The sequence below is a fragment of the Exiguobacterium sp. s95 genome (assembly GCF_018618655.1).
GTDB lineage: Bacteria > Bacillota > Bacilli > Exiguobacteriales > Exiguobacteriaceae > Exiguobacterium_A > Exiguobacterium_A oxidotolerans.
Genome location: NZ_JACSMM010000001.1, coordinates 791,996 through 813,289, shown reverse-complemented (window position 1 = coordinate 813,289; position 21,294 = coordinate 791,996). Strand labels below are relative to the sequence as shown.

General features: G+C 50.1%; 20 protein-coding genes. 17 read left to right on the top strand and 3 right to left on the bottom strand.

Annotation, left to right across the window (positions count from 1 at the left end):
* Nucleotides 1–17: 17 nt before the first annotated feature.
* The 13 genes from lspA (at nucleotide 18) to KNP99_RS04370 (ending at nucleotide 14,068) form a co-directional block, all read left to right on the top strand.
* Complete coding sequence (gene lspA, locus KNP99_RS04430) at nucleotides 18–491, top strand: signal peptidase II (RefSeq protein ID WP_088837423.1); 474 nt, start codon at nucleotides 18–20, stop codon at nucleotides 489–491.
* Complete coding sequence (locus KNP99_RS04425; RefSeq protein ID WP_088837422.1) at nucleotides 491–1,414, top strand: RluA family pseudouridine synthase; 924 nt, start codon at nucleotides 491–493, stop codon at nucleotides 1,412–1,414. Before lspA ends, KNP99_RS04425 begins: the two co-directional genes overlap by 1 nt.
* 237 nt (nucleotides 1,415–1,651) lie before the next feature.
* Complete coding sequence (gene pyrR / locus KNP99_RS04420; RefSeq protein WP_029330897.1) at nucleotides 1,652–2,182, top strand: bifunctional pyr operon transcriptional regulator/uracil phosphoribosyltransferase PyrR; 531 nt, start codon at nucleotides 1,652–1,654, stop codon at nucleotides 2,180–2,182.
* A gap of 52 nt (nucleotides 2,183–2,234) precedes the next feature.
* Nucleotides 2,235–3,551 carry a uracil-xanthine permease family protein gene (locus KNP99_RS04415; protein ID WP_214801892.1) on the top strand — a complete coding sequence of 439 codons (1,317 nt, stop codon included), beginning with the start codon at nucleotides 2,235–2,237 and terminating at the stop codon, nucleotides 3,549–3,551.
* A gap of 122 nt (nucleotides 3,552–3,673) precedes the next feature.
* A complete protein-coding gene (locus KNP99_RS04410; protein ID WP_214765211.1) occupies nucleotides 3,674–4,588 on the top strand; it encodes an aspartate carbamoyltransferase catalytic subunit in 915 nt (304 codons plus the stop codon).
* Between the two features lies 1 nt (nucleotide 4,589).
* Nucleotides 4,590–5,861 (top strand): dihydroorotase, encoded by a 1,272-nt coding sequence (locus KNP99_RS04405; protein ID WP_214765209.1) that lies wholly within the window; start codon nucleotides 4,590–4,592, stop codon nucleotides 5,859–5,861.
* On the top strand, nucleotides 5,854–6,942 hold the full coding sequence (locus KNP99_RS04400) for a carbamoyl phosphate synthase small subunit (RefSeq protein WP_214845138.1): 1,089 nt from the start codon (nucleotides 5,854–5,856) through the stop codon (nucleotides 6,940–6,942). Before KNP99_RS04405 ends, KNP99_RS04400 begins: the two co-directional genes overlap by 8 nt.
* Nucleotides 6,935–10,147 (top strand): carbamoyl-phosphate synthase large subunit, encoded by a 3,213-nt coding sequence (gene carB / locus KNP99_RS04395; RefSeq protein WP_214845137.1) that lies wholly within the window; start codon nucleotides 6,935–6,937, stop codon nucleotides 10,145–10,147. The genes KNP99_RS04400 and carB overlap by 8 nt, the downstream gene beginning before the upstream one ends.
* Nucleotides 10,144–10,875, top strand: a complete 732-nt coding sequence (locus KNP99_RS04390; protein WP_214768629.1) for a dihydroorotate dehydrogenase electron transfer subunit — start codon at nucleotides 10,144–10,146, stop codon at nucleotides 10,873–10,875. The genes carB and KNP99_RS04390 overlap by 4 nt, the downstream gene beginning before the upstream one ends.
* Nucleotides 10,872–11,801, top strand: a complete 930-nt coding sequence (locus tag KNP99_RS04385) for a dihydroorotate dehydrogenase (RefSeq protein ID WP_088837415.1) — start codon at nucleotides 10,872–10,874, stop codon at nucleotides 11,799–11,801. The genes KNP99_RS04390 and KNP99_RS04385 overlap by 4 nt, the downstream gene beginning before the upstream one ends.
* Entirely contained in the window at nucleotides 11,776–12,474 is a 699-nt protein-coding gene (gene pyrF, locus KNP99_RS04380; protein WP_214768627.1) for an orotidine-5'-phosphate decarboxylase, read from the top strand. Before KNP99_RS04385 ends, pyrF begins: the two co-directional genes overlap by 26 nt.
* A complete protein-coding gene (gene pyrE, locus KNP99_RS04375) occupies nucleotides 12,471–13,103 on the top strand; it encodes an orotate phosphoribosyltransferase (RefSeq protein WP_088837413.1) in 633 nt (210 codons plus the stop codon). Before pyrF ends, pyrE begins: the two co-directional genes overlap by 4 nt.
* Nucleotides 13,104–13,255: 152 nt before the next feature.
* Complete coding sequence (locus KNP99_RS04370) at nucleotides 13,256–14,068, top strand: GNAT family N-acetyltransferase (protein ID WP_088837412.1); 813 nt, start codon at nucleotides 13,256–13,258, stop codon at nucleotides 14,066–14,068.
* 205 nt (nucleotides 14,069–14,273) lie between these two features.
* Here the strand turns inward: KNP99_RS04370 and KNP99_RS04365 are convergent, their stop codons facing one another.
* Both KNP99_RS04365 and KNP99_RS04360 read right to left on the bottom strand, forming a co-directional pair.
* Nucleotides 14,274–15,245 (bottom strand): zinc-binding dehydrogenase, encoded by a 972-nt coding sequence (locus KNP99_RS04365; protein ID WP_214768625.1) that lies wholly within the window; start codon nucleotides 15,243–15,245, stop codon nucleotides 14,274–14,276.
* Nucleotides 15,246–15,247: 2 nt separating this feature from the next.
* Nucleotides 15,248–15,739 carry a lactoylglutathione lyase family protein gene (locus KNP99_RS04360; RefSeq protein ID WP_214768623.1) on the bottom strand — a complete coding sequence of 164 codons (492 nt, stop codon included), beginning with the start codon at nucleotides 15,737–15,739 and terminating at the stop codon, nucleotides 15,248–15,250.
* Nucleotides 15,740–15,846: 107 nt separating this feature from the next.
* Between KNP99_RS04360 and KNP99_RS04355 the strand changes: the two genes are divergently transcribed.
* The 4 genes from KNP99_RS04355 (at nucleotide 15,847) to KNP99_RS04340 (ending at nucleotide 19,414) form a co-directional block, all read left to right on the top strand.
* Nucleotides 15,847–16,149: a winged helix-turn-helix transcriptional regulator gene (locus KNP99_RS04355; protein ID WP_088837409.1), complete on the top strand. Its 303-nt coding sequence runs from the start codon at nucleotides 15,847–15,849 to the stop codon at nucleotides 16,147–16,149.
* A 35-nt stretch (nucleotides 16,150–16,184) separates the two neighbouring features.
* Nucleotides 16,185–16,874, top strand: a complete 690-nt coding sequence (locus tag KNP99_RS04350; protein WP_214768621.1) for a metal-dependent hydrolase — start codon at nucleotides 16,185–16,187, stop codon at nucleotides 16,872–16,874.
* Nucleotides 16,875–17,606: 732 nt separating this feature from the next.
* Nucleotides 17,607–18,506, top strand: a complete 900-nt coding sequence (locus KNP99_RS04345; RefSeq protein ID WP_214768617.1) for a DUF4097 family beta strand repeat-containing protein — start codon at nucleotides 17,607–17,609, stop codon at nucleotides 18,504–18,506.
* Nucleotides 18,503–19,414, top strand: coding sequence for an FUSC family protein (locus KNP99_RS04340; RefSeq protein ID WP_214765184.1), 912 nt, complete (start codon nucleotides 18,503–18,505; stop codon nucleotides 19,412–19,414). Before KNP99_RS04345 ends, KNP99_RS04340 begins: the two co-directional genes overlap by 4 nt.
* Nucleotides 19,415–19,526: 112 nt before the next feature.
* Here KNP99_RS04340 and KNP99_RS04335 read toward each other — a convergent pair whose 3' ends face one another.
* Entirely contained in the window at nucleotides 19,527–21,221 is a 1,695-nt protein-coding gene (locus KNP99_RS04335) for an Rqc2 family fibronectin-binding protein (protein ID WP_214765182.1), read from the bottom strand.
* Nucleotides 21,222–21,294 lie beyond the last annotated feature (73 nt).

Sequence of the window (21,294 nt, the reverse complement as noted above, 5' to 3'; positions counted from 1 at the left end):
ATGTGGGGGAAAACAGGATGTGGCTTTACTTAGTGATTGCTGCTTTACTCGTAGGAGTGGATCAATTGACGAAATGGATCGTCGTTCAGCAGATGACGATTGGTCAAGCGATTGAAGTCATTCCAAATTTCTTTTATCTCAATTCATACCGCAACCGTGGAGCGGCATGGGGAATGCTTGAAGGAAAATTCGGCTTCTTCTTCATCGTGACGGTTCTCGTCGTTGTTGGTCTGATTTATTTTCTGTACAAAGAAGGAACAAAAAACAAAGTATTTGCTTGGAGTGTCGCTTTACTACTGAGTGGAGCGATCGGAAATTTTATTGACCGGATGGCGCGTGGGGAAGTCGTTGATTTCTTACACTTTTATCCGTTCGGCTATAATTTTCCGATCTTTAATGTCGCAGACGTCTGCTTGACATTTGGAGTGATTTTGATGCTGATTAGCGTCATGTTCGAAGAGCGTTTGACGAAGAAGGGAACGATTGATTAATGAATGAACAACAAGTATGGACGGTCGAAGCAAAAGGCGCGACAGGGCGAATCGATAAATGGTTGGCTGAACAACAAGAGTGGTCGCGTTCGCAAGTGCAAGACTGGTTAAAGGCGGGGCACGTCGAAGTAGACGGACGCATCGTGAAACCGAACTATAAGATGACGGGAACGGAAAGCATCACCGTGCATATCCCGGAAGCCGTCGAACTCGAAATCTTACCGGAAGACATTCCGCTAGATGTCGTTTACGAAGACAGCGATGTCATCGTCATCAATAAACCAAAAGGCATGGTCGTCCACCCGGCAGCAGGACATGTGTCAGGAACACTCGTTAATGCGTTGCTTCATCACTGTCAAGACCTCTCAGGCATCAATGGGGTCAAACGACCAGGAATCGTTCACCGGATCGATAAAGATACATCGGGTCTCTTGATGGTCGCTAAAAATGATTTAGCCCATGAATCGCTTGCGCAACAATTAAAAGATAAGACGACGGAACGTCTTTATATCGCGCTTGTCCATGGCGAGATTCCCCATGAACTCGGAACGATTGAAGCACCGGTCGGCCGTGATAAAAATGACCGTCAACGGATGACGGTCACGGACAAAAACTCAAAAGCAGCGGTCACGCATTTCCGTGTCCTTGACCGGTATGAAGGCTTTACGGTCGTTGAGTGTAAACTCGAAACAGGACGGACTCACCAAATTCGTGTCCACATGCGCTATATCGGATTCCCGCTCGCAGGTGACCCGAAATATGGACCGCGGAAGACGATGAAGATGAATGGTCAAGCACTCCACGCAGCGGTTCTCGGATTTGAACATCCACGGACCGGCGAATGGTTGACGTTCGAAGCACCACTCCCGGAAGAGATGACGTTTGAGATCAGTCAGTTGAAAAAACTTGAATTAGAGTCTTGACGTTTTTCTAATAAAACGGTAGAGTAACACCTAGAGAGCGATGCGAGACATCAGCCTCACCAAATCGGTCGTCCGCGTGACGATCCTACAAAATTAGAACACCTTTAATCGAGTCCGGAGAGGCTACGAAAGGGAGACACCGTAACGCGTGTAAACACATGGCTTTGCTATGTACACATCTGTCTTCAACAACCTCCTGCCGATTAAGCAGGAGGTTTTTTTATGAAAGGAGAAGCCATGAAACCAGCCATCATTTTAGATGAAGCGGCAATCAGTCGTGCCTTAACACGAATCGCCCATGAAATCATCGAGCGCAACAAAGGGATTGAAGAATTGATGATCGTCGGTATCAAGACGCGGGGCGAAACACTTGCGAGACGCCTTGCCCGGCGGATTGAAGAGATTGAAGGAAAAGCCGTGTTACTCGGTGTCGTCGACATCTCGATGTACCGCGATGATCTCTCGAAGAAAAGCCTCGAGCCGGAAATCAAAGGGTCCGAGATGCCGGAAGACGTCACAGGAAAAATCGTTGTGCTCGTCGATGATGTCCTGTACACGGGACGGACGGTCCGCGCGGCAATGGACGCACTCGTCGATCATGGTCGACCAAGCATGATTCAGTTAGCTGTCCTTGTTGACCGAGGTCACCGGGAACTCCCGATTCGACCAGATTTCATCGGCAAGAACGTTCCGACGTCACGCGAAGAACAAGTCGTCGTCGCCTTATCAGAAGTCGACGATGCTGATCAAGTATTCATTAAACGTTAAATCAAAAATACCTTTAACGTGGTCCAGAGAGACCAGAAAGGGAGATGCTCTCATGTCAAAACATAAAGCAATTCTTGAAGTCCGTGAATTACCGAAACATCCTCTTCAATGGCTGATGCTCAGCCTCCAACATGTCTTCGCGATGTTTGGTGCGACCGTGCTCGTTCCGTTACTTACGGGATTAAACACATCTGTCGCACTCGTCGCGAGCGGAGTCGGCACGTTGATTTTCCTCGCCGTCACCCGTTTCAAAGTCCCCACATACCTTGGTTCTAGTTTTGCCTACATCGTCCCAATCATCGCCGTCAGCGAACGCTGGGGTGTCGAAGATGCACTTGTCGGCGGGATGGTCGCTGGACTTGTCTACGGACTTGTCTCCTTAATCATCATGTACACAGGTGTCTCCTGGTTGATGAAACTGCTTCCGCCGGTCGTCATCGGTCCAGTCATCATGGTCATCGGTCTATCGCTTGCCCCAACGGCTGTCAGCATGGCAATGAACGGAGCGGATGGCACATATAACGGCTTGTTCTTCTTCGTCGCCTTGACGACGCTCGCTGTTACGCTCCTCGCGATGACGTACTTTAAAGGCATGTGGAGTACGGTGCCGATTTTGTTCGGTATTCTCGCCGGATACCTCGTCGCAGCAATTAGCGGGATCGTTGATTTTGCACCACTGCGCGAAGCAACATTCTTCCATCTACCTGACTTTACGATTCCGTTCCTCGACTATTCACCGACCTTGAACTGGGCAGCACTCGCCTTGATCGTCCCGGTCACACTCGTCACGTTGACGGAACATATCGGTGAACAAAAGGTCACTTCCCGCATCATTGGGCGCGAGACGCTCCTTGATCCGGGAATGCACCGGACAGTGCTTGGAGACGGGATTGCCAAGGCAGTCGCTTCGATGCTCGGTGGACCACCTGTCACGACATACGGCGAAAATAACGGTGTCATGGCGATTACGCGTGTCTACAGCGTGTTTGTCCTTGGTGGCGCAGCATTACTTGCAATCAGCTTCGGATTCCTTGGATACGTCGAAGGCTTCATTAAAACGATTCCGACACCCGTCATGGGCGGCATCAGCATCCTCTTGTTCGGGGTCATCGCCTCGAACGGTCTCCGGACGATCGTCGAAAGTAAGGTCGATTTAGCAGATAAACGAAACTTGACGATCACGGCGGTCATCTTGGTCATCGGCATCGGCGGTGCAGCTTTGAAAGTGGGGAACTTCTCGTTAGAAGGAATGGCGCTCGCCACCATCCTCGGAGTTGTCTTGAACTTGATTTTACCGAAGGCGGCACAGGAAGAAGTCGACATCGAAGAAACACCTTTACAACCGAAACGAGCAGCTAACGACTTTTAAGACGTTCCCGAGAGGACGATAAAGTGGAGGCCCTTGTAGATCGCAGATGTTCATCTGCTTTCTTCAGCGCACCTTCACATCAGAAGGTGCGCTTTTTTGCGGCCGAAAAAGGAGTGAACGAGATGAAAACCCAACCAGTGAGTCCCGATTTCGTCAGTCTCGACCAGCTCTCGATTCTAGAAATCGAGCAGTTGATTGAGCGGGCGCTTGAATTGAAACATGGACAACCGTCAAATACCTTTGCGAATAAAACGATCGCCAACCTGTTCTTTGAAAATTCGACACGGACACGCTGTTCATTCGAGATGGCGGAACATCGCTTAGGAATGCATGTCCTGCCGTTTGAGACGACGACATCGTCCGTCCAAAAAGGAGAAACGTTACTTGATACATGTAAAACACTTGAAGCACTCGGGGTCGAAGCACTTGTCATCCGCCATCACGAGACAGGTTATTACCACGCGCTGATTGAACAGTTGACGATTCCGGTCATCAACGCGGGCGATGGGAGTGGTCAACATCCGTCCCAGTCTTTACTCGATTTAATGACGATGTTCGCTGAATTCGGTCATATTCACGGCAAAACGGTTGTCATCTGTGGGGACCTGCGACACAGCCGGGTCGCCCGGTCGAACGCGGACGTGTTGCAGCGGCTCGGGGCGACCGTCATCGGTTCCGGTCCACCGGAATGGTTTGACGAGACGATGGGGATTGCCTATGTCCCGATTGACGAGGCACTCGAGCAAAGTGACATCATCATGTTACTCCGGGTTCAACAGGAACGGCACAATCAGGCGATGGAGCTCGAAGAAACGTATCACGAACAATATGGTTTGACACTCGACCGGATGCGGCGGATTCGACCGGAAGCAATCATCTTACACCCGGCACCCGTCAATCGCGGGATCGAGATTGCGGACGAACTGGTCGAACATACCCAGTCACGAATCTTCGAGCAGATGAAAAATGGTGTGTTCGCCCGAATGGCGATTTTAGAACGTGCGTTTCATCCTAACTCAACTGAAGGAGAGATTTAATATGACACTACGTATCGATCACGCAACATGGTATCAAAACGGACAATTGCAACAATCAAGCATTCGCATCGAGGATGGCTTGATTACGGATCTCGATGCTGCGCCGCGGGCGGACGAGCAAGTCATCGATGCAAGTAACCGCTTGTTAGCACCAGGCTTCGTCGATATTCATGTCCATCTCCGCGAACCGGGTGGCGAACATAAAGAAACGATTGCAACAGGTACGGCCGCAGCCGCAGCCGGCGGATTCACGACAATCTGTCCGATGCCGAATACGCGTCCTGTTCCGGATGACCGCGAGACGTTAGACGCCTTGTTCAAGAAAATCGAAGAAACGGCGTCTGTCCGGGTTTTGCCTTATGCGGCGATTTCAAAAAATCAGCTAGGACAGGAACTCGTCGCGTTTGAAGAATTAACGGATGTCTTTGCGTTTACAGATGACGGCGTCGGCGTTCAAAGTGCCGCCGTCATGCGGGAAGCGATGCGACGCGCCGCGAAACTCGGGAAGGCGGTCGTCGCCCATTGTGAGGACGATACGTTGAAAGCTGGCTGTGTCCATGAAGGTGCGTATAGTGAACGGGAAGGACTGCAGGGGATTCCATCACTCGCGGAAAGTATCCACATCGCGCGCGACGTCTTAATCGCAGAAGCGACCGGCTGCCATTATCATGTCTGTCATGTCTCGACAAAAGAATCAGTCCGGGTCATTCGTGACGCCAAACGGGCAGGAATCCGTGTCACGGCAGAAGTGACACCGCACCATCTCGTCCTGACGGAAGATGACATCGAGGGGCAGGATCCGAACTTTAAAATGAATCCGCCCCTTCGGAGTAAGGCAGACCGGGCGGCACTGCTCGAAGGGTTACGCGATGGCACGATTGATTGTATCGCAACGGATCATGCGCCGCACGCAGCCGATGAAAAAGCGCTCGGCATCGAGCGGGCACCATTTGGAATTACGGGCTTCGAGACAGCCTTTCCACTACTTTATACGAAACTTGTTCAAACGAACCAGATGACGCTAAGCGACTTAGTCGATGCCTTGGCACGCAAGCCGGCCGCCTTGTTCGACTTACCGTATGGTCGCTTGGAAGTCGGGGCACCGGCAGATCTCGTGTTGCTTGATTTAGAGACCGTCCGACCGGTTGAACCAGAACGCTTTTATTCAAAAGGAAAAAATACACCGTTCGCGGGGCAGTTACTGACAGGATACCCGGTCATGACACTCGTCGGTGGAAAAATCGTATTCAAGGGGGAAACGGCACATGTCTAAACGGACACTCATTTTAGAAGATGGTATGACGTTCGAAGGGACAGCATTTGGCGCAACACGCGTCACGATGGGGGAGGTCGTCTTCCAGACAGGGATGACGGGATACCAGGAAATATTATCTGATCCATCCTATTGTGACCAGATGATCGTCTTGACGAATCCCTTGATCGGGAACTATGGCATCAACCGGGAAGATTACGAAACGACGCGACCACTTGCGAAAGCACTCATCGTCCGTGAAGTCTGCCATACTCCGTCGAACTTCCGCTCCCAATCGTCGTTAGCAGAGGCCTTAGAAGAATTCGATATTCCGGGCTTAACCGGCATCGATACACGTCAACTGACGCGCCACTTACGATCAAAAGGCGTCATGCGGGGATTGCTCGTCGATGGTGAATTTAATCTCGCCGACCAATTAGACCGTTTGCACAACATGCCGCTCGCGACGGATCAGGTGCAACGTGCTTCGACGGAACGGGCGTACATCATCCCGGGTGCCGGTCCGCGGATTGTCCTCGTCGACTTTGGTGCAAAGCTCGGCATCGTCCGTGAACTCGTCCGCCGCGGTTGCGAAGTAGTCGTCGTACCGTACAATGTTACGGCGAAGGAAGTCTTGCGTTATAAACCGGACGGCATGATGTTATCGAACGGTCCCGGGAATCCGAAAGACGTTCCAACAGCGATTCCATTGATTCAAGAGCTGACAGGGAAAATCGTCATCTTCGGCATTTGTCTCGGTCATCAATTGATTGCGCTTGCGCACGGCGCCGATACGTTCAAGTTACCGTTCGGTCATCGCGGTGCCAATCACCCGGTTCAAGATCTTCAAACCGGTCACGTCAGCATCACCTCACAAAATCATGGCTACGCCGTCGACGAACAGTCACTGAAGGGATTCGAGTTAATCGTCACACACGTCGCGATCAATGATGGGACGGTCGAAGGTGTCAGACACCGGACGGAACCTGTCTTCTCTGTTCAATATCATCCGGAAGCATCACCCGGTCCAATGGATGCCAATGATTTATTCGATCAGTTTTTAACAGAAATCACGAACCAACAGGAGGTCACTCATGCCTAAACGTCAAGATATCCAGAAGATTCTCGTTATCGGATCAGGTCCAATCGTCATCGGACAAGCAGCAGAGTTTGATTATGCCGGAACCCAAGCGTGCCAAGCACTCAAGGAAGAAGGCTACGAAGTCATCCTCGTGAACTCGAACCCCGCAACGATCATGACAGACCCGACTGTCGCTGACCGGGTTTACATCGAACCGCTCCAAGCGGAGTTCGTGTCCCGGATCATCCGCAAGGAACGTCCGGATGCCTTGCTTGCGACACTCGGTGGGCAGACTGGATTGAATCTAGCGGTCGAACTCGACCGACTCGGCGTTTTGGCTGAATATGGTGTCGAACTGCTCGGAACGAAACTGTCCGCGATTGAAGAGGCAGAAGATCGTGATTTGTTCAGAAAATTGATGTTCAGACTGGGACACGGTGTCCCGGAGAGTGAAATCGTTCATACAGTAGAAGAAGCGGAACAATTTTGCGCGAAAATAGGTCTGCCGATCATCATTCGACCGGCTTACACGCTCGGTGGTACAGGCGGCGGGATTGCCGAAACGATGGACGAGTTCGTCCGAATCGTCGAGGGCGGTATCAAAGCGAGTCCGGCGAACCAAGTTTTGCTCGAGAAATCGATTGCCGGGATGAAAGAAGTTGAGTTCGAAGTCATGCGTGACGCGACGAACCAAGCGATCATCGTCTGTGCGATGGAAAACTTTGACCCGGTCGGCGTCCATACGGGCGACTCGATTGTCTTTGCACCGACCCAGACACTGTCCGACCGCGATTATCAAATGATGCGAAATGTTTCACTCGACATCATCCGTGCCCTTGGCATCGAAGGTGGATGTAACATCCAGTTTGCACTTGATCCGCATAGTTTCGACTACTATGTCATCGAAGTGAACCCGCGCGTTTCACGCTCGTCGGCCTTGGCGTCGAAGGCGACAGGCTACCCGATTGCAAAACTTGCGGCAAAAATTGCTGTCGGTTATGCCTTATCGGAACTGAAGAACCCGATCACGGAAACGAGTTTTGCCTCGTTTGAACCGGCACTCGACTATGTCGTCGCGAAGATTCCGCGCTGGCCGTTTGATAAGTTCGAATCGGCAGACCGGACGCTCGGGACGCAAATGAAGGCGACAGGTGAAGTCATGGCGATGGGACGGACGATGGAAGAAGCCTTGCTGAAGGCAGTCCGCTCGCTCGAAATCGGGATGTCGGATCTCCGGATGGACCGTTTTCTCGACATGGATGAAGTGACACTCAACCAGTACATCGTCAAAGCAACGGATGAACGGCTATTCGCCCTTTACGCGGGGATCGAGCGGGGTTATTCGGTCGAACAAATTCACGAATGGACCAGCATTGATCGGCTATTTTTAGAAAAGTTACACCATATCTTCCGGATTGAACAGGAGTTGGCACGCGAAGAGCTGACACGCGAGCGTTTATTACACGCAAAACGTTACGGATTCAGCGATGCGATGATTGGCCGGATCACGAAGAAAAGTGAGACCGTGATTCGCCACACGCGAAATCAAGAACAGATTCATCCCGTCTACAAGATGGTCGATACGTGTGCAGCAGAGTTCGCTTCCGATACACCGTATTACTACGGGACGTATGAAGTCGAAAATGAAGCGGCACCGACGACACGCCCGTCGATTCTCGTACTCGGTTCCGGGCCGATCCGGATTGGACAAGGGGTCGAATTCGATTATGCGACGGTCCACTCGATTCAAGCGATTCGCGAAGCGGGTTATGAAGCGATCATCGTCAACAATAACCCGGAAACGGTCTCGACGGACTTCTCGATTTCGGACCGGCTCTACTTTGAACCACTGACGACGGAAGATGTTCTCGAAGTCATCCGAAATGAACAACCGATCGGCGTCATCGTCCAGTTCGGCGGGCAAACCGCCATCAACTTAGCTGAGTCGCTCGCTGACGAAGGGGTCAAGATTCTCGGAACGGCGTTAGAAGATCTTGATATGGCAGAAGACCGGAAACAATTCGAAGCCGCTTTGACAAAACTTGAGATTCCACAACCGCCCGGAAAAACAGCGGTCACGGTCGAAGAAGCGACGGCAGCGGCAGCGGGTCTCGGCTATCCTGTCCTCGTCCGTCCGTCTTATGTCCTCGGTGGACGTGCAATGGAAATCGTCTACGGGCAACAAGAGCTCGAACATTATATGAAACATGCCGTCATCGCCTCGCCGGAACGACCGGTCCTCGTCGACCGTTACTTGACGGGAATGGAGCTTGAAGTGGATGCGATTTGCGACGGTGAAGATGTCGTCATCCCGGGTATCATGGAGCACATCGAACGTGCGGGAGTACACTCCGGGGACTCGATCGGGGTGTATCCCCCGCAACGTGTCGCGCAAGCAATCAAAGATCAAATCGTTGATTACACGACGCGTATCGCAAAAGCATTCCGCATCAAAGGATTGCTCAACATCCAGTTCGTCTTCGCTGACGGGGAACTCTATGTGCTTGAAGTCAACCCGCGGGCGAGTCGGACTGTACCGTTCATCTCAAAAGTAACGGGATTACCGGTCGCACGTCTCGCGACGAACGTCATCTTAGGTGAGACACTCGCGTCTTACGGACTGACAAGCGGTCTCCTGCCGGAAGAGAAGCTCGTGTCCGTCAAAGTACCGGTCTTCTCATTCGCGAAACTGAAGGAAGTGGATCCGTCACTCGGACCGGAAATGAAGTCGACCGGTGAAGTCATCGGAACGGACCGGACGCTCGAGAAAGCACTGTATAAAGGATTGCTTGCTTCCGGAATGGCGATTCCTGAACATGGTCGTATCTTGATGACGGTCGCTGATCAAGATAAACAAGAAATGCTGGGTCTCGCCAAGCGGTTTACAGCACTCGGATTCACATTGCTCGCAACAGCCGGAACAGCCAGTTTCTTGACAGAACATGAGTTAGCCGTCCAGGTCGTCGGAAAAATTGGTTCCAATCAAGGGTCAATGCTCGATTTAATCGAAAAAGCGGAAGTCGAGTATGTCATCAATACGATGAGTCGGGACTCCCAAGTGACGAAAGATGGTTTCATCATTCGCCGGGCAGCCGCAGAAAACAATGTCGTCTGTCTGACATCGCTCGATACGGCAGAAGCGTTACTCCGAGTCATTGAAAGTCTCTCGTTCGAAGCAAGTTCGATTCAAGCATTCACGCATATGAAAAAGGCGGTGACGCGATGATTGAACTACTAACGGTCGTCTCAACGAAGAAGGTCGCAGTTAATGCGACAGAGTTGATTTGTCGGATGCCGGAGGTAAAAAAGATTGAACCGGGTCGATTCATGCACCTGCGCGTCGGCCCGTTATTACGGCGTCCGATTTCAATCGCGAATGTCGAGGGCGATCTAATCACTTTTTTATTCAAAGAGATTGGTCAAGGAACAAAAGAACTCGCTTCCTTACGGCCTGGAGATCTCGTCGATGCCCTCGGACCACTCGGGAACGGTTTTCCGGTGAACTTGATTGAGCGAACGAGTCGCGTTGTCCTCGTTGGTGGGGGAATCGGTGTTCCGCCGCTGTATTATACGATGCGTAAACTCGTCGAACGTGGGGTGGCGTGTGAAGCGATTCTAGGGTTTGATACGGCAGACAGTGTGTTTTACGAAGAGGCGTTTAAAAAGCTCGGGCCGACGACGATTACGACGGTCGACGGGACGGCGGGTGTTCAAGGATTTGTGACGGCGGCACTGACACCAGAGCGGTTCGATACGTTACTCGCGTGTGGGCCGGAACCGATGTTACGCTCCTTGCAGACGGTCCCGATTCAAGATCGTTTCCTGTCGATTGAAAACCGGATGGGTTGCGGGATTGGTGCTTGTTTCGCCTGTGTCTGTAAGACACCGGACGGAAACTACGTGAAGACATGTTCCGATGGTCCTGTCTTTCGGGCGGAAGCGGTGATTTTATGAATCGATTAGCGGTCACGTTACCGGGATTGAATTTGAAGAATCCAATTATGCCAGCATCCGGGTGCTTCGGCTTCGGGGAAGAGTTTGCCAAGTTCTACGATTTATCTGTTCTTGGTGGAATCATGATTAAGGCGGCGACAGGCGAGGAGCGGTACGGAAACCCAACCCCGCGCGTCGCGGAGAGCGGAATGGGAATGCTGAACGCAATCGGATTGCAAAACCCGGGCGTCGAAGGCATCATCGAAACGAAGTTACCGTTCTTAAGCCAGTTCGACACGGAAATCATTGCAAATGTCGCCGGATCAACACCGGAAGAATACGAAACGGTCACCCGGTTAATCAGTCAAAATCCGGTCGTCAAAGCAATCGAGCTAAATATTTCTTGTCCGAACGTCAAATCCGGCGGACTGCAGTTCGGAACGGACCCACGGATGGCAGCGGAATTGACGCGACGCGTCAAAGCAGTGTCGGATAAACCCGTCTACGTCAAACTGTCACCGAACGTTACGTCAATCGTCGAGATGGCACAGGCCGTCGAACAGGCAGGAGCGGACGGGTTGACGATGATCAACACGCTAGTCGGGATGCGAATTGATGTCCGGACCGGTCAACCGATTCTTGCAAATCGGATTGGCGGTCTATCTGGCCCCGCCATCAAACCCGTTGCAATCCGGATGATTCATGATGTCGCACAAGTCGTCGAGATTCCGATCATCGGGATGGGCGGCGTCATGGAGGTCGATGATGTGCTGGAAATGATTTATGCCGGTGCATCGGCTGTAGCGGTCGGGACGGCGAACTTCGTCAATCCGTTCATTTGCCAAGAGTTGATTGCGGCACTCCCGAAACGGATGGACGAACTCGGGATCGAACATATTTTAGACATTAGGGGGAACGCTTATGGATCAGCTTTACATCGCGCTTGATTTTCCGTCAGGATTACACGTCACTCGATTTTTAGAAAAATTCGGTCCAGTCCGACCTGCCGTCAAAGTCGGCATGGAGCTCTATTACGCCGAAGGGCCGGCGTTCGTCCGACAATTGGTCGAACGGGGGCATGCCGTCTTTTTAGACTTGAAGGTCCATGATATCCCGGAAACGGCGCGACGAACCCTTCGCGTCATCGGTCAGCTCGGCGTTGAGTTGACGAACGTTCATGCTGCGGGAGGACTCGAAATGATGCGTGCGGCACGGGAAGGGTTAGACGAAACAGCTGCGGGCACCCGGTTGATTGCCGTGACACAATTGACGTCGACGGATCAGGCGATGGTCGAACAATTACTGATTCATGAGGAATTGGATACCGTCGTCGTCGCGTATGCACAACTAGCCGAACAAGCTGGTTTAGACGGAGTTGTCTGTTCAGCACTCGATGTTGAAAAAATCAAGCCGGGTTGCCGCGATGGATTTCAACTCGTCACACCGGGGATTCGACCGGCAGGGACAGCGGCGCATGATCAAAAACGAATCGCAACGGTTGAATTTGCCCGCGATGCGGGAGCGACGGATCTTGTAATCGGACGCGCCATCACGCAGGCGGATGACCCGGCAGCGATGTACGAAGACTTACTGGCACAATGGAAGGGGATCCGACAATGAATCAATTAGCGACTGCATTACTCGAAATCGAAGCCGTCACACTTTCACCGAGTCAACCGTACACATGGGCGAGCGGACTCCGTTCACCGATCTACTGTGATAATCGTCTGACATTGTCGAGTCCGGATGTCCGTTCGATGATTGCCGATTTATTGGCGCAGCAAGTCAAATCGTTACAAGTCGACGTCATCGCAGGGACGGCGACAGCGGGTATTCCACACGCCGCGCTCGTCGCGGACCGACTCAACTTACCGATGGTCTATGTCCGCGGTAGTGCCAAACAACATGGAAAAGGGAATCAAATCGAAGGGCGCATTAAACCGGGCCAACGCGTCGTTGTCATCGAAGATTTGTTATCGACAGGTAAATCATCGATTGAAGCGGCTGAAGCTTTGCAACAGGCAGGGGCGGAAGTCGTGCAGATTCAAGCCATCTTCTCCTATGGCATGAGTCGTTTGCAAGCTAATTTAACGGCAGCGAATCTGAAGGCGACATCGCTACTGAATTTTTCGGAGTTACTCGAAACGGCAGTTGCGACAAGTGCGATCTCGAGAGACGAACAGACACAACTGCTCGCGTGGTCAATTGATCCAGTTGCTTGGAGTGACCGTTTCACAGCGACGATTTGATTGAGTGAATCAAATACCAGAGTGTAAATAGAGGCTCCTTATCCGGACGGGTAAGGAGCCTTGACGATTTTAGATGAATGTTTTTTGACTTGTCGTATGGGGTGGAAACTTTTTTTGTTACACTAGTTGTAGAACAAAGGAGGTCGCTTCAGATGGTAACGCATTATCGGGATTATGAGAGTTTTAAACGCGTGGCTGTTCCTTTCCTTGAACAGCGCAGTGAGGTCCACCAATTGCCGCTCGGTATCTTGGCACGGGGGGATACGCCACTTTTGATGGCGATCGCTGAAGAAGACGACCGAAAAATCATCATCCTACAAACGATTGAAGAACAGGCGATTTTGGCAGGTGAAGCATTTTCGGATCCAAGCATGCGAAAACTTGCCCGGATTTTTGACTGTAAGGGATATGTCGGAGAACATGCGCTCGTCAAGCCGCTTCTTGCTCCGCATACGAAATACCGTGTGAAGATGGATCAAGGAATGTATGCCTTACATCACGTGACGGGACCACCGCAACTTGAATACGCTTTTCGTATCGTTGACGAACAGGCTGTCGACCAAGCCGTCTCGTTCGGATGGGACTTCATTTGCGAGACCGGTGCATTAGCCGTGACGGAGCGGAATCGTCTTCAAAATGAACAGACGATTCGTCGTCATAGTTCAAAGCAGACGTTATTTGGTCTGTTCGACGGGGACCGTCTCATATCCATGACGTCAGCTAGTCGACCGACGACGTCAGGCGTGACCGTCTCTTACGTCTATACGCCGCCGGAACTTAGAGGGCGAGGTCTTGCTTCTGATCTCGTGGCCCGTGTCTGTACCTATTTGCTGGAGCAAGCGTACCCGATGATCACACTCTATACGGACTGGTCGAACCCGACGTCCAATAAAATCTATCAAGCAATCGGCTTTCAACTCGTCGGTCGCTCGTTACAAATCACAAAAACCGATAAATACCGGTAGTCAAGAGTCGGTCTGTTTGTCTTTGACAACGGAACATAAGCTTTTTTCCTGTTTGGTGCGGGCGAAGCGAATGATTTTTTCAACACGGGATGAAAACTGTTGTTGCGGTGTGACAGCTATGCATCAAATCATGATAAATATAAAAACGCCGATGCTGCCGTCTGAAAATGGAAGCATCGGCGTTTCAATTTTGGATGTTGCCTACTTAAAACGTCGCGATGATTTTACCGCGGACGTGTCGTTCTGCCAACCGCTTTAGCCCTTCGACCAGTTGATCGGCTGGGATGATATCGGTGACGAGTGGATCGAGTTCATTCTGTTGAACGAGCAGAAGCAACGCCGATGCCATTTGACCAAGGTTACGGATGGCGCGGTCATTTTGACTCGCGTAAGCAGCGGCAAGCGCGACTTCATGGATTGACGGTGACAACGTAAACGGTTTGACGATCGACAAATCCGGACCGCCGGCGATATAAGCGAGTTGACCGGAAAAGGCGAGCCGTCCTAAATCGTCCGTCGCTTCAGCTCGGCCGACCGTATTCAAGATTAAATCGACACCACGTCCATCCGTCCAGTCGCGAATCACATCGGTGATGTTCTCCAGTTTATAATCAATCGCTAAGTCCGCCCCTAGTTGTCTGACCCAGTCATGATTTTCAGTCGACGCGGTTGTCGCGACACGTAAGCCAAGACGTTTCGCGAGCTGGATGCCGAACCCGCCAACACCACCGGCACCGGCGTGGATGAGAATCGTCTCTTTATCCGTCGTGTTCATCTTTTGATGGATCGCTTCATAAGCCGTCATCCCGGCGCAGAGAATCGCTGCGGCATCGGTAAAGCTGACGTCTTCCGGAATGAGGGCAAGTGCCCGTGCATCGACTGCAGCGTATTCCGCGAACGCTCCATTTTTTTGAAGGTTCGTATGAATCGCCACACGATCTCCAATCGAAAGACCAACTGTTTCTGAACCGACTTGCTCAACGACACCGGCTAAATCGACACCGGGAATATGCGGGAACGTCCAAGCGGGATTGTTCGTCGCTTTGTAATCGACAGGATTCAGGGCGACGGCTTTAACACGAATCAACGCTTCATGTGCTTTAAGTTGCGGCATCTCGACGTCACGGTACTGCCAATTTTCAATAGATGTTCCCTCTTGATTGAGCCACGCCTTCATGATTAATAGGCGCCTTCGGAGTACGTCAATTCATATGAGTGTGAATAGAGTTCGACGAGGTTACCGAACGGATCTTCACAATATACCATGCGGTACGGTTTTTCACCCGGGTAGTATTCACGAATCGGCATCCGTTGTTTGCCGCCGTGAGCCACAATTTTTTCGACCATGCCTTCAATATCCGGGTCTTGAATCGCGTAATGGAAAATACCTGTTTTCCAGAATTCGAAGTTATTTTCCGGTTGTTCATTGTTCGGGAATTCAAAGAGTTCGATCCCGATCCGGTCGCCTGTCGCCATATGCGCGATGCGGAATTTTTCCCATCCTGCTCCAAATACGTCCGTACACATGACGCCGATTGGGGAATCGTCTTCAATGACATCAGATGGTTCCATGATGACATACCATCCCATAACCTCCGAATAAAATGTAATAGCAGCTTCTAAATCTGGGACCGAAAGTCCGATGTGTGAAAAATTACGTGGGTAAGTCATGTTTGTTGTCTCCTTTGCTTTTTGATTTACGCTAACGGTAACTTACGATACACTCGATTGCATAGTATGCACTTTGAAGTAACTACTTGAAGGAGAGACGAAAAGTAATGACGACAGAACAATTTCCAGTTAATCGAGCGCTCGAAATCATTGGTGGAAAATGGCGCCCACAGTTATATTGCACATTAGAGAACGGTCCTAAACGTTTTCTAGAATTGCATCGGTCGATTCCGGGCATCTCAAGGAAGGTGTTGACAGATCAATTAAAGGAACTTGAACGACTTGGCATGGTCGAACGGATTGAATTTGATGAAGCGGTCCTGCATGTCGAATACCGACTGACAGATGCTGCGTTTACGCTTCAACCGGCGATGAAAGGTTTATGTGCTTGGGGAGAGGGGAAAAAATAACTCGTTCCGATTATTTGTTAGGGGAGGTCTTTTAAATGAAAGTGACATATCACGGACAGTCAACGGTAACGATTGAAACGAATGGGCAACACATCGTGATTGACCCGTTTTTTAGTGGGAATGACAAAGCGATGACAAAACCGGAAGACGTCAAAGTAGATTTTATTCTATTGACCCACGCCCATGCCGATCATATGGCGGATGCGGAAACGATTGCGAAGTCGACGGGCGCGACGATTGTCGCAACACATGAACTAGCGACGTATTTAAGTTTTAAAGGGTTGAATGTTCATCCGATGAATATCGGCGGTCAATTTGAATTTCCATTCGGAAAAGTAAAAATGACGCAAGCCTTCCATTCTTCAAGCATCATTGATGAAGAGAAGCAGACCATCATGTACATGGGAATGCCGGCTGGCTTCTTACTGACGATTGAAGATAAGGTACTGTACCATGCAGGAGATACGGCGTTGTTCGGCGATTTAGCATTGTATGGGGCACATCATGACATTGATCTTGCATTTTTACCAATCGGCGACAATTTCACGATGGGACCGGAAGACGCCTTAATCGCTGCCGATATGTTGCAGGCGAACGCGGTTGTACCGATTCATTACGATACATTCGACTTAATCAAACAAGATGCAACGGCATTTTGCGAGCAACTCGAAGCACAAGAGCAGATCGGCCATGCCTTAGCAATCGATGAGTCGCTTGAACTGTAAGATGGACTACTCGTTTTAAAGAGACGGGGCTGACTCATAAGTCGGACGAACATCCATCCCAGTGACGGACGTTTCCGCCATCCTCGCTTTCCATCGGCGGAAGGTAAGCCGCGGCAGCCCACATTTCATGCGGTCATGCCGGGTCTTACCTATTCCTGACGGAAACGCGAATCACGTTTCCTTTTCCCGTAGGAGTCAACGAAATATTACACTTTTTAGGTAATACCGTGACGGAAAACGGCGCATGCAGATGGTTTAGCGCGTAATCTGTCTCGAATCGCTTTTAAAGCGAAAAGCAATCGGTCGCGATCCTGCAGCTTTGCTGTAGCGGCGCGACTGGTTGCCGCTTTGAAGACGAGGCGAGACAGGGGAGCGCGAACGGATTGCTTCTCGATAGCGCATGTTCACGTTTCATAAGAGTTCGTCTACACGCTGGAATGGCTGATGATCCCGCTTTTCACGGAATCATCGGCCATTTCTCTGTAAATTCTTCTTTTTCATGATGGTTAGTGTGTGCCTGGGACACGCATGAAAAAGTCCTAATTCAGTTTAATCGATAATCGTTCCCACCTTTGAGTCAGCCTCGTCTCTTTTTGTGACCTGCTTTTTAGCCGGCGTTCATTCTTCCGCCCGATGGCGGGTTGGGCATGTTTCTCGTATGATAAAGAGGGCATGTTGACAGGACAATCATAAATTCGGAATAATGGAAGTGAACTGGATGGAGGTAAACGGATGGACGATACAACGAGTAGATCAGAACGAAAACGAAAACAGTCGACGTTTACACGTTTAAAAGCAAAACGACGAAAACAAAATGATTCTTTTGAAAGAATTGGTCAGCGCAAGCCTGTTCGCCGTCCGTGGATACTATATGCTTCGGTCGGATCAGCCCTTATTCTTCTATACGCGGTGACACTCTTACTTACGACAGATTCTTTATCTCGTGGTGAGACATTCAAGACGACGAACCGCTATAAAACATTACAAATCGAAGCACCGAACGCGAGCATCAACTTCGTTAGAAGCACGGATGGGAATGTTCAATTGAAACTGGTCGATAGTGCTTCAAGTAAAAAACGCTTAAAAGTCGGGACGTCAGGAAATACGATTACCGTGACAGGACGTGACGGCTGGCTGGCCCGATTCGGAAATCGCCCGAGCTTGAAAACGGGGGATTATGAGATTGAAGTTGGTTTACCCAGCTATATGAATCGGATTGATGTCGATGCGGCCTCGTTAACAGGGATGGGCGTTTTTGCCAAGGTGATTCAGCTTGACGCGGAGACGATTCGTCTGAACAAAATTAACGCAGATGACGTGACATTGATTGGGAGCGGATCTGTTGACATCGAGGATTTGAATGCTGTTCATGCTGATGTCACAGGAAAGAGTGTCAAACTCGACGAATATGGTGTGAAACTTGATTTAAGCGTCAAGACGATTGATGGAGCGATTCGATTAAATCCTGCAAAAACCGCTGGGACAATTACGGTTGAAACGGATGGAGATTTGAAAGCTGCAAAACGTTACACGAAATTAAAAGACGACAGTGCAGTTATTTATGAGCTGTCGAAACAAGAAAAGCCGGAAGTGACGGTTGAAAGTGAAGTCGGGCAGGTGACGCTCGAGTGAACATCCAATTTCGAATCGGTCTCCGTACCATTAAGACAGGGATCGCCGTCGCGATTGCGCTCAGCTTCTCTTGGTACGTCTTTGACATCTATTCTGGAATGGGAGCCGTCGCAGCAATCGTTGCGATGCAACCGACGATTCACCGCTCCTTTAAAATGTTCTTTAATCGAGTGTTCGGAACGATTTTAGGCCTTGTCTGTGGTCTCGTAGTCGTTGCGACGTTAGGGGCAAACCCCTTGACGATTGGGTTAGCCGTTATCGTGTCGCTCGTCTTCAACTCGATGATTGGTCGGACGGACATGTCGACGTTTGCTGCCTTTGCCATCGTTTTGATGTTTGAAAGTCCGACTGCCGATTATGTCCATTATGCCTTGACGCGGTCTCTGTTGACGGTCGTTGGTGTTTTATCGGCGGTCGCCGTCAACTATATCGTCTTCCCACCGCACTATGAAAACCGTTTGATGTTGCTCGTTAAAAAAACGACGCAACAATTAATGGAGGACTGGCGGAGTCTCGTTAAGGACGACGCAAAACTGCTGGCAGTCCGTAAGCAAGTACTGAAACATGAAGAGATGATGTTGATGCTTCAAGAAGATCAAAAATATCCGCTCGTGACGAGTGGACAAAGTGAACCGTTTATTGAACTGAAGCAGCTCGTCGATTTAGAAGATAAATTACTGTTACTGCTTGAGAGTATCGCCAGTCACCGAGATATCCCGATGACGGATGAACAAGAAAAAATGCTCGGTCAAGAGATCGACTTTTTGTTGAGTCATCATTATGATGTGATTTTTTCGCATGAACGGAAACAATCAATGTTCTCGTTTGATGAAGAAGTGAATGAAGCGAAGGATATCATCAATGGGCATCTCCTTGATTACCGTGAACAGCTCGAAAAAATCAAGTAGATGTTCTCTCCGAGCGGGCGTCTCATAATATTTTCGTAAAAGAAGACGAACACGCCAAAAAAGATGGAACGTCACTTCAAAGTGATGTTCCATCTTTTTTAGCGTGTAAATATCATTTTAGGCGAAGCGTTTGTACGAGACTCGCATCCGGAGTGACGTACAACGTCGTTTGATCCGTATAGATGACGAAACCGGGTTTGGCACCACTTGGCTTCTTGACATGACGGAGTTCCGTGAAATCGACAGGGACTTGACTCGATTCACGTGCTTTTGAATAATAAGCAGCGACGATTGCAGCTTCTTTTAATGTCGTTTCATCCGGTTCATCACTCCGAATGATGACGTGCGAGCCGGGTATGTCTTTCGTATGCAACCAGGTTTCGGAGCGTCGTCCGAATTTGAACGTCGCATAGTCATTTTGTTTGTTATTCTTACCGACGAAGAAGTCGATGCCCGTCGAAGATTGATAAGCTTCAAGTTTTGGGACGAGCGGTTTCTTTTTCTTTTTACTGCGCTCGCGTAAGTAGCCTTCTTCGACGAGTTCTTCGCGCATTTCCCGGATATCATCGGGTGATGCAACCTCGAGTTGGGCGAGTAACGACTCGAAGTAATCGATTTCGAGTTGGTTCTTCGTCAATTGTTTTGCGACTTCAACTTTGGCTGTCTTTAGTTTGTTGTAGCGTTTATAGTAACGCTGTGCATTTTCGTTCGGTGAGAAACGGGGATCGAGTGCAATTGTGATTTCTTTCCCGTCCTCATCATAATAATCGACGACGGTCGCTTCTTTCATCCCGCGTTGTAATTGATACAAGTAGGTCGTCAAGAGCTCACCTTTATGCTTCAGTTCATCCATCTTCTCAGTCGCCGCAAGGTCACGTTCGAGTTTCGTCCGTTTTAAGAGGTTCTTCTCGTATTCACTCTTAATGAAGCGTTCTAAATCCGCGGCCTGTTGTTTGACACGGTCGCGGTTCGATTTTTGATGGAAAAAGGCATCGAGGACGTCACCACTCGTCGTGAACGTTTTTTCATCGACAATCTCGCCATGCTGTAAGGCAACGGGCGAAAACCGTTCTTTCCCACTCGCGAGCCGTTGGAAATAGTACGGTCCTTCCAGTTCGTTCAAGACGGACCGGAGTGCTTCCGCGAGCGAAGTTCGATTGGCAAGTCCTGCACGCAAGACGACTTCTTCAGCGATTTGTGGGGATAGTCCACTGAACAGCCCGAGTAATTGACGGTCAATCTTACCGGCGTTCCAATCGATACGATGTAAGGCTGTTTCAATATCCCCGGTCAATGGATCGACTTTATCCTGTTGCGGGGGGAGTTGATATTGTAGTCCCGGCATGATCGTCCGGAACGTATTTTGACTGAGTGGAAGATGCTTAATCGCATCAAGGATTTTGTCCTGACCATCCGTCAATAGAATGTTCGAGTGACGTCCCATCAATTCGATGTACAATTTTTTAGCTTCTTCGTCACCGAGTTCATTGCGGGAACGAATACGCATCAAAATGACACGGTCCCGTCCTAATTGTTCAATTGATTCGATGAAGCCACCTTCTAGATGCTTCCGGAGCATCATGCAAAACATCGGGGGTTCGCTAGGATTGCTCGTCGATTCGCTCGTCATATGCAAACGTGCATACATTGCGTTCGCAGATGCGAGTAGGGTGACGTTCTTACGATCGGCCCGGATGCTAAAAATTAAATCGAGTGCGTACGGTTGATGAATCTTGTTGATCCGCCCACCGACGAGCATCTGTAGTTCGTTGACGACACGTGTCGTCATCAATCCATCAAAAGCCATGATATTACCTTCTTTCCTGATTTCGTTTCCACTTTCTAAAGGTAACAGAAACGGCTTCGTTATGGTATGATAA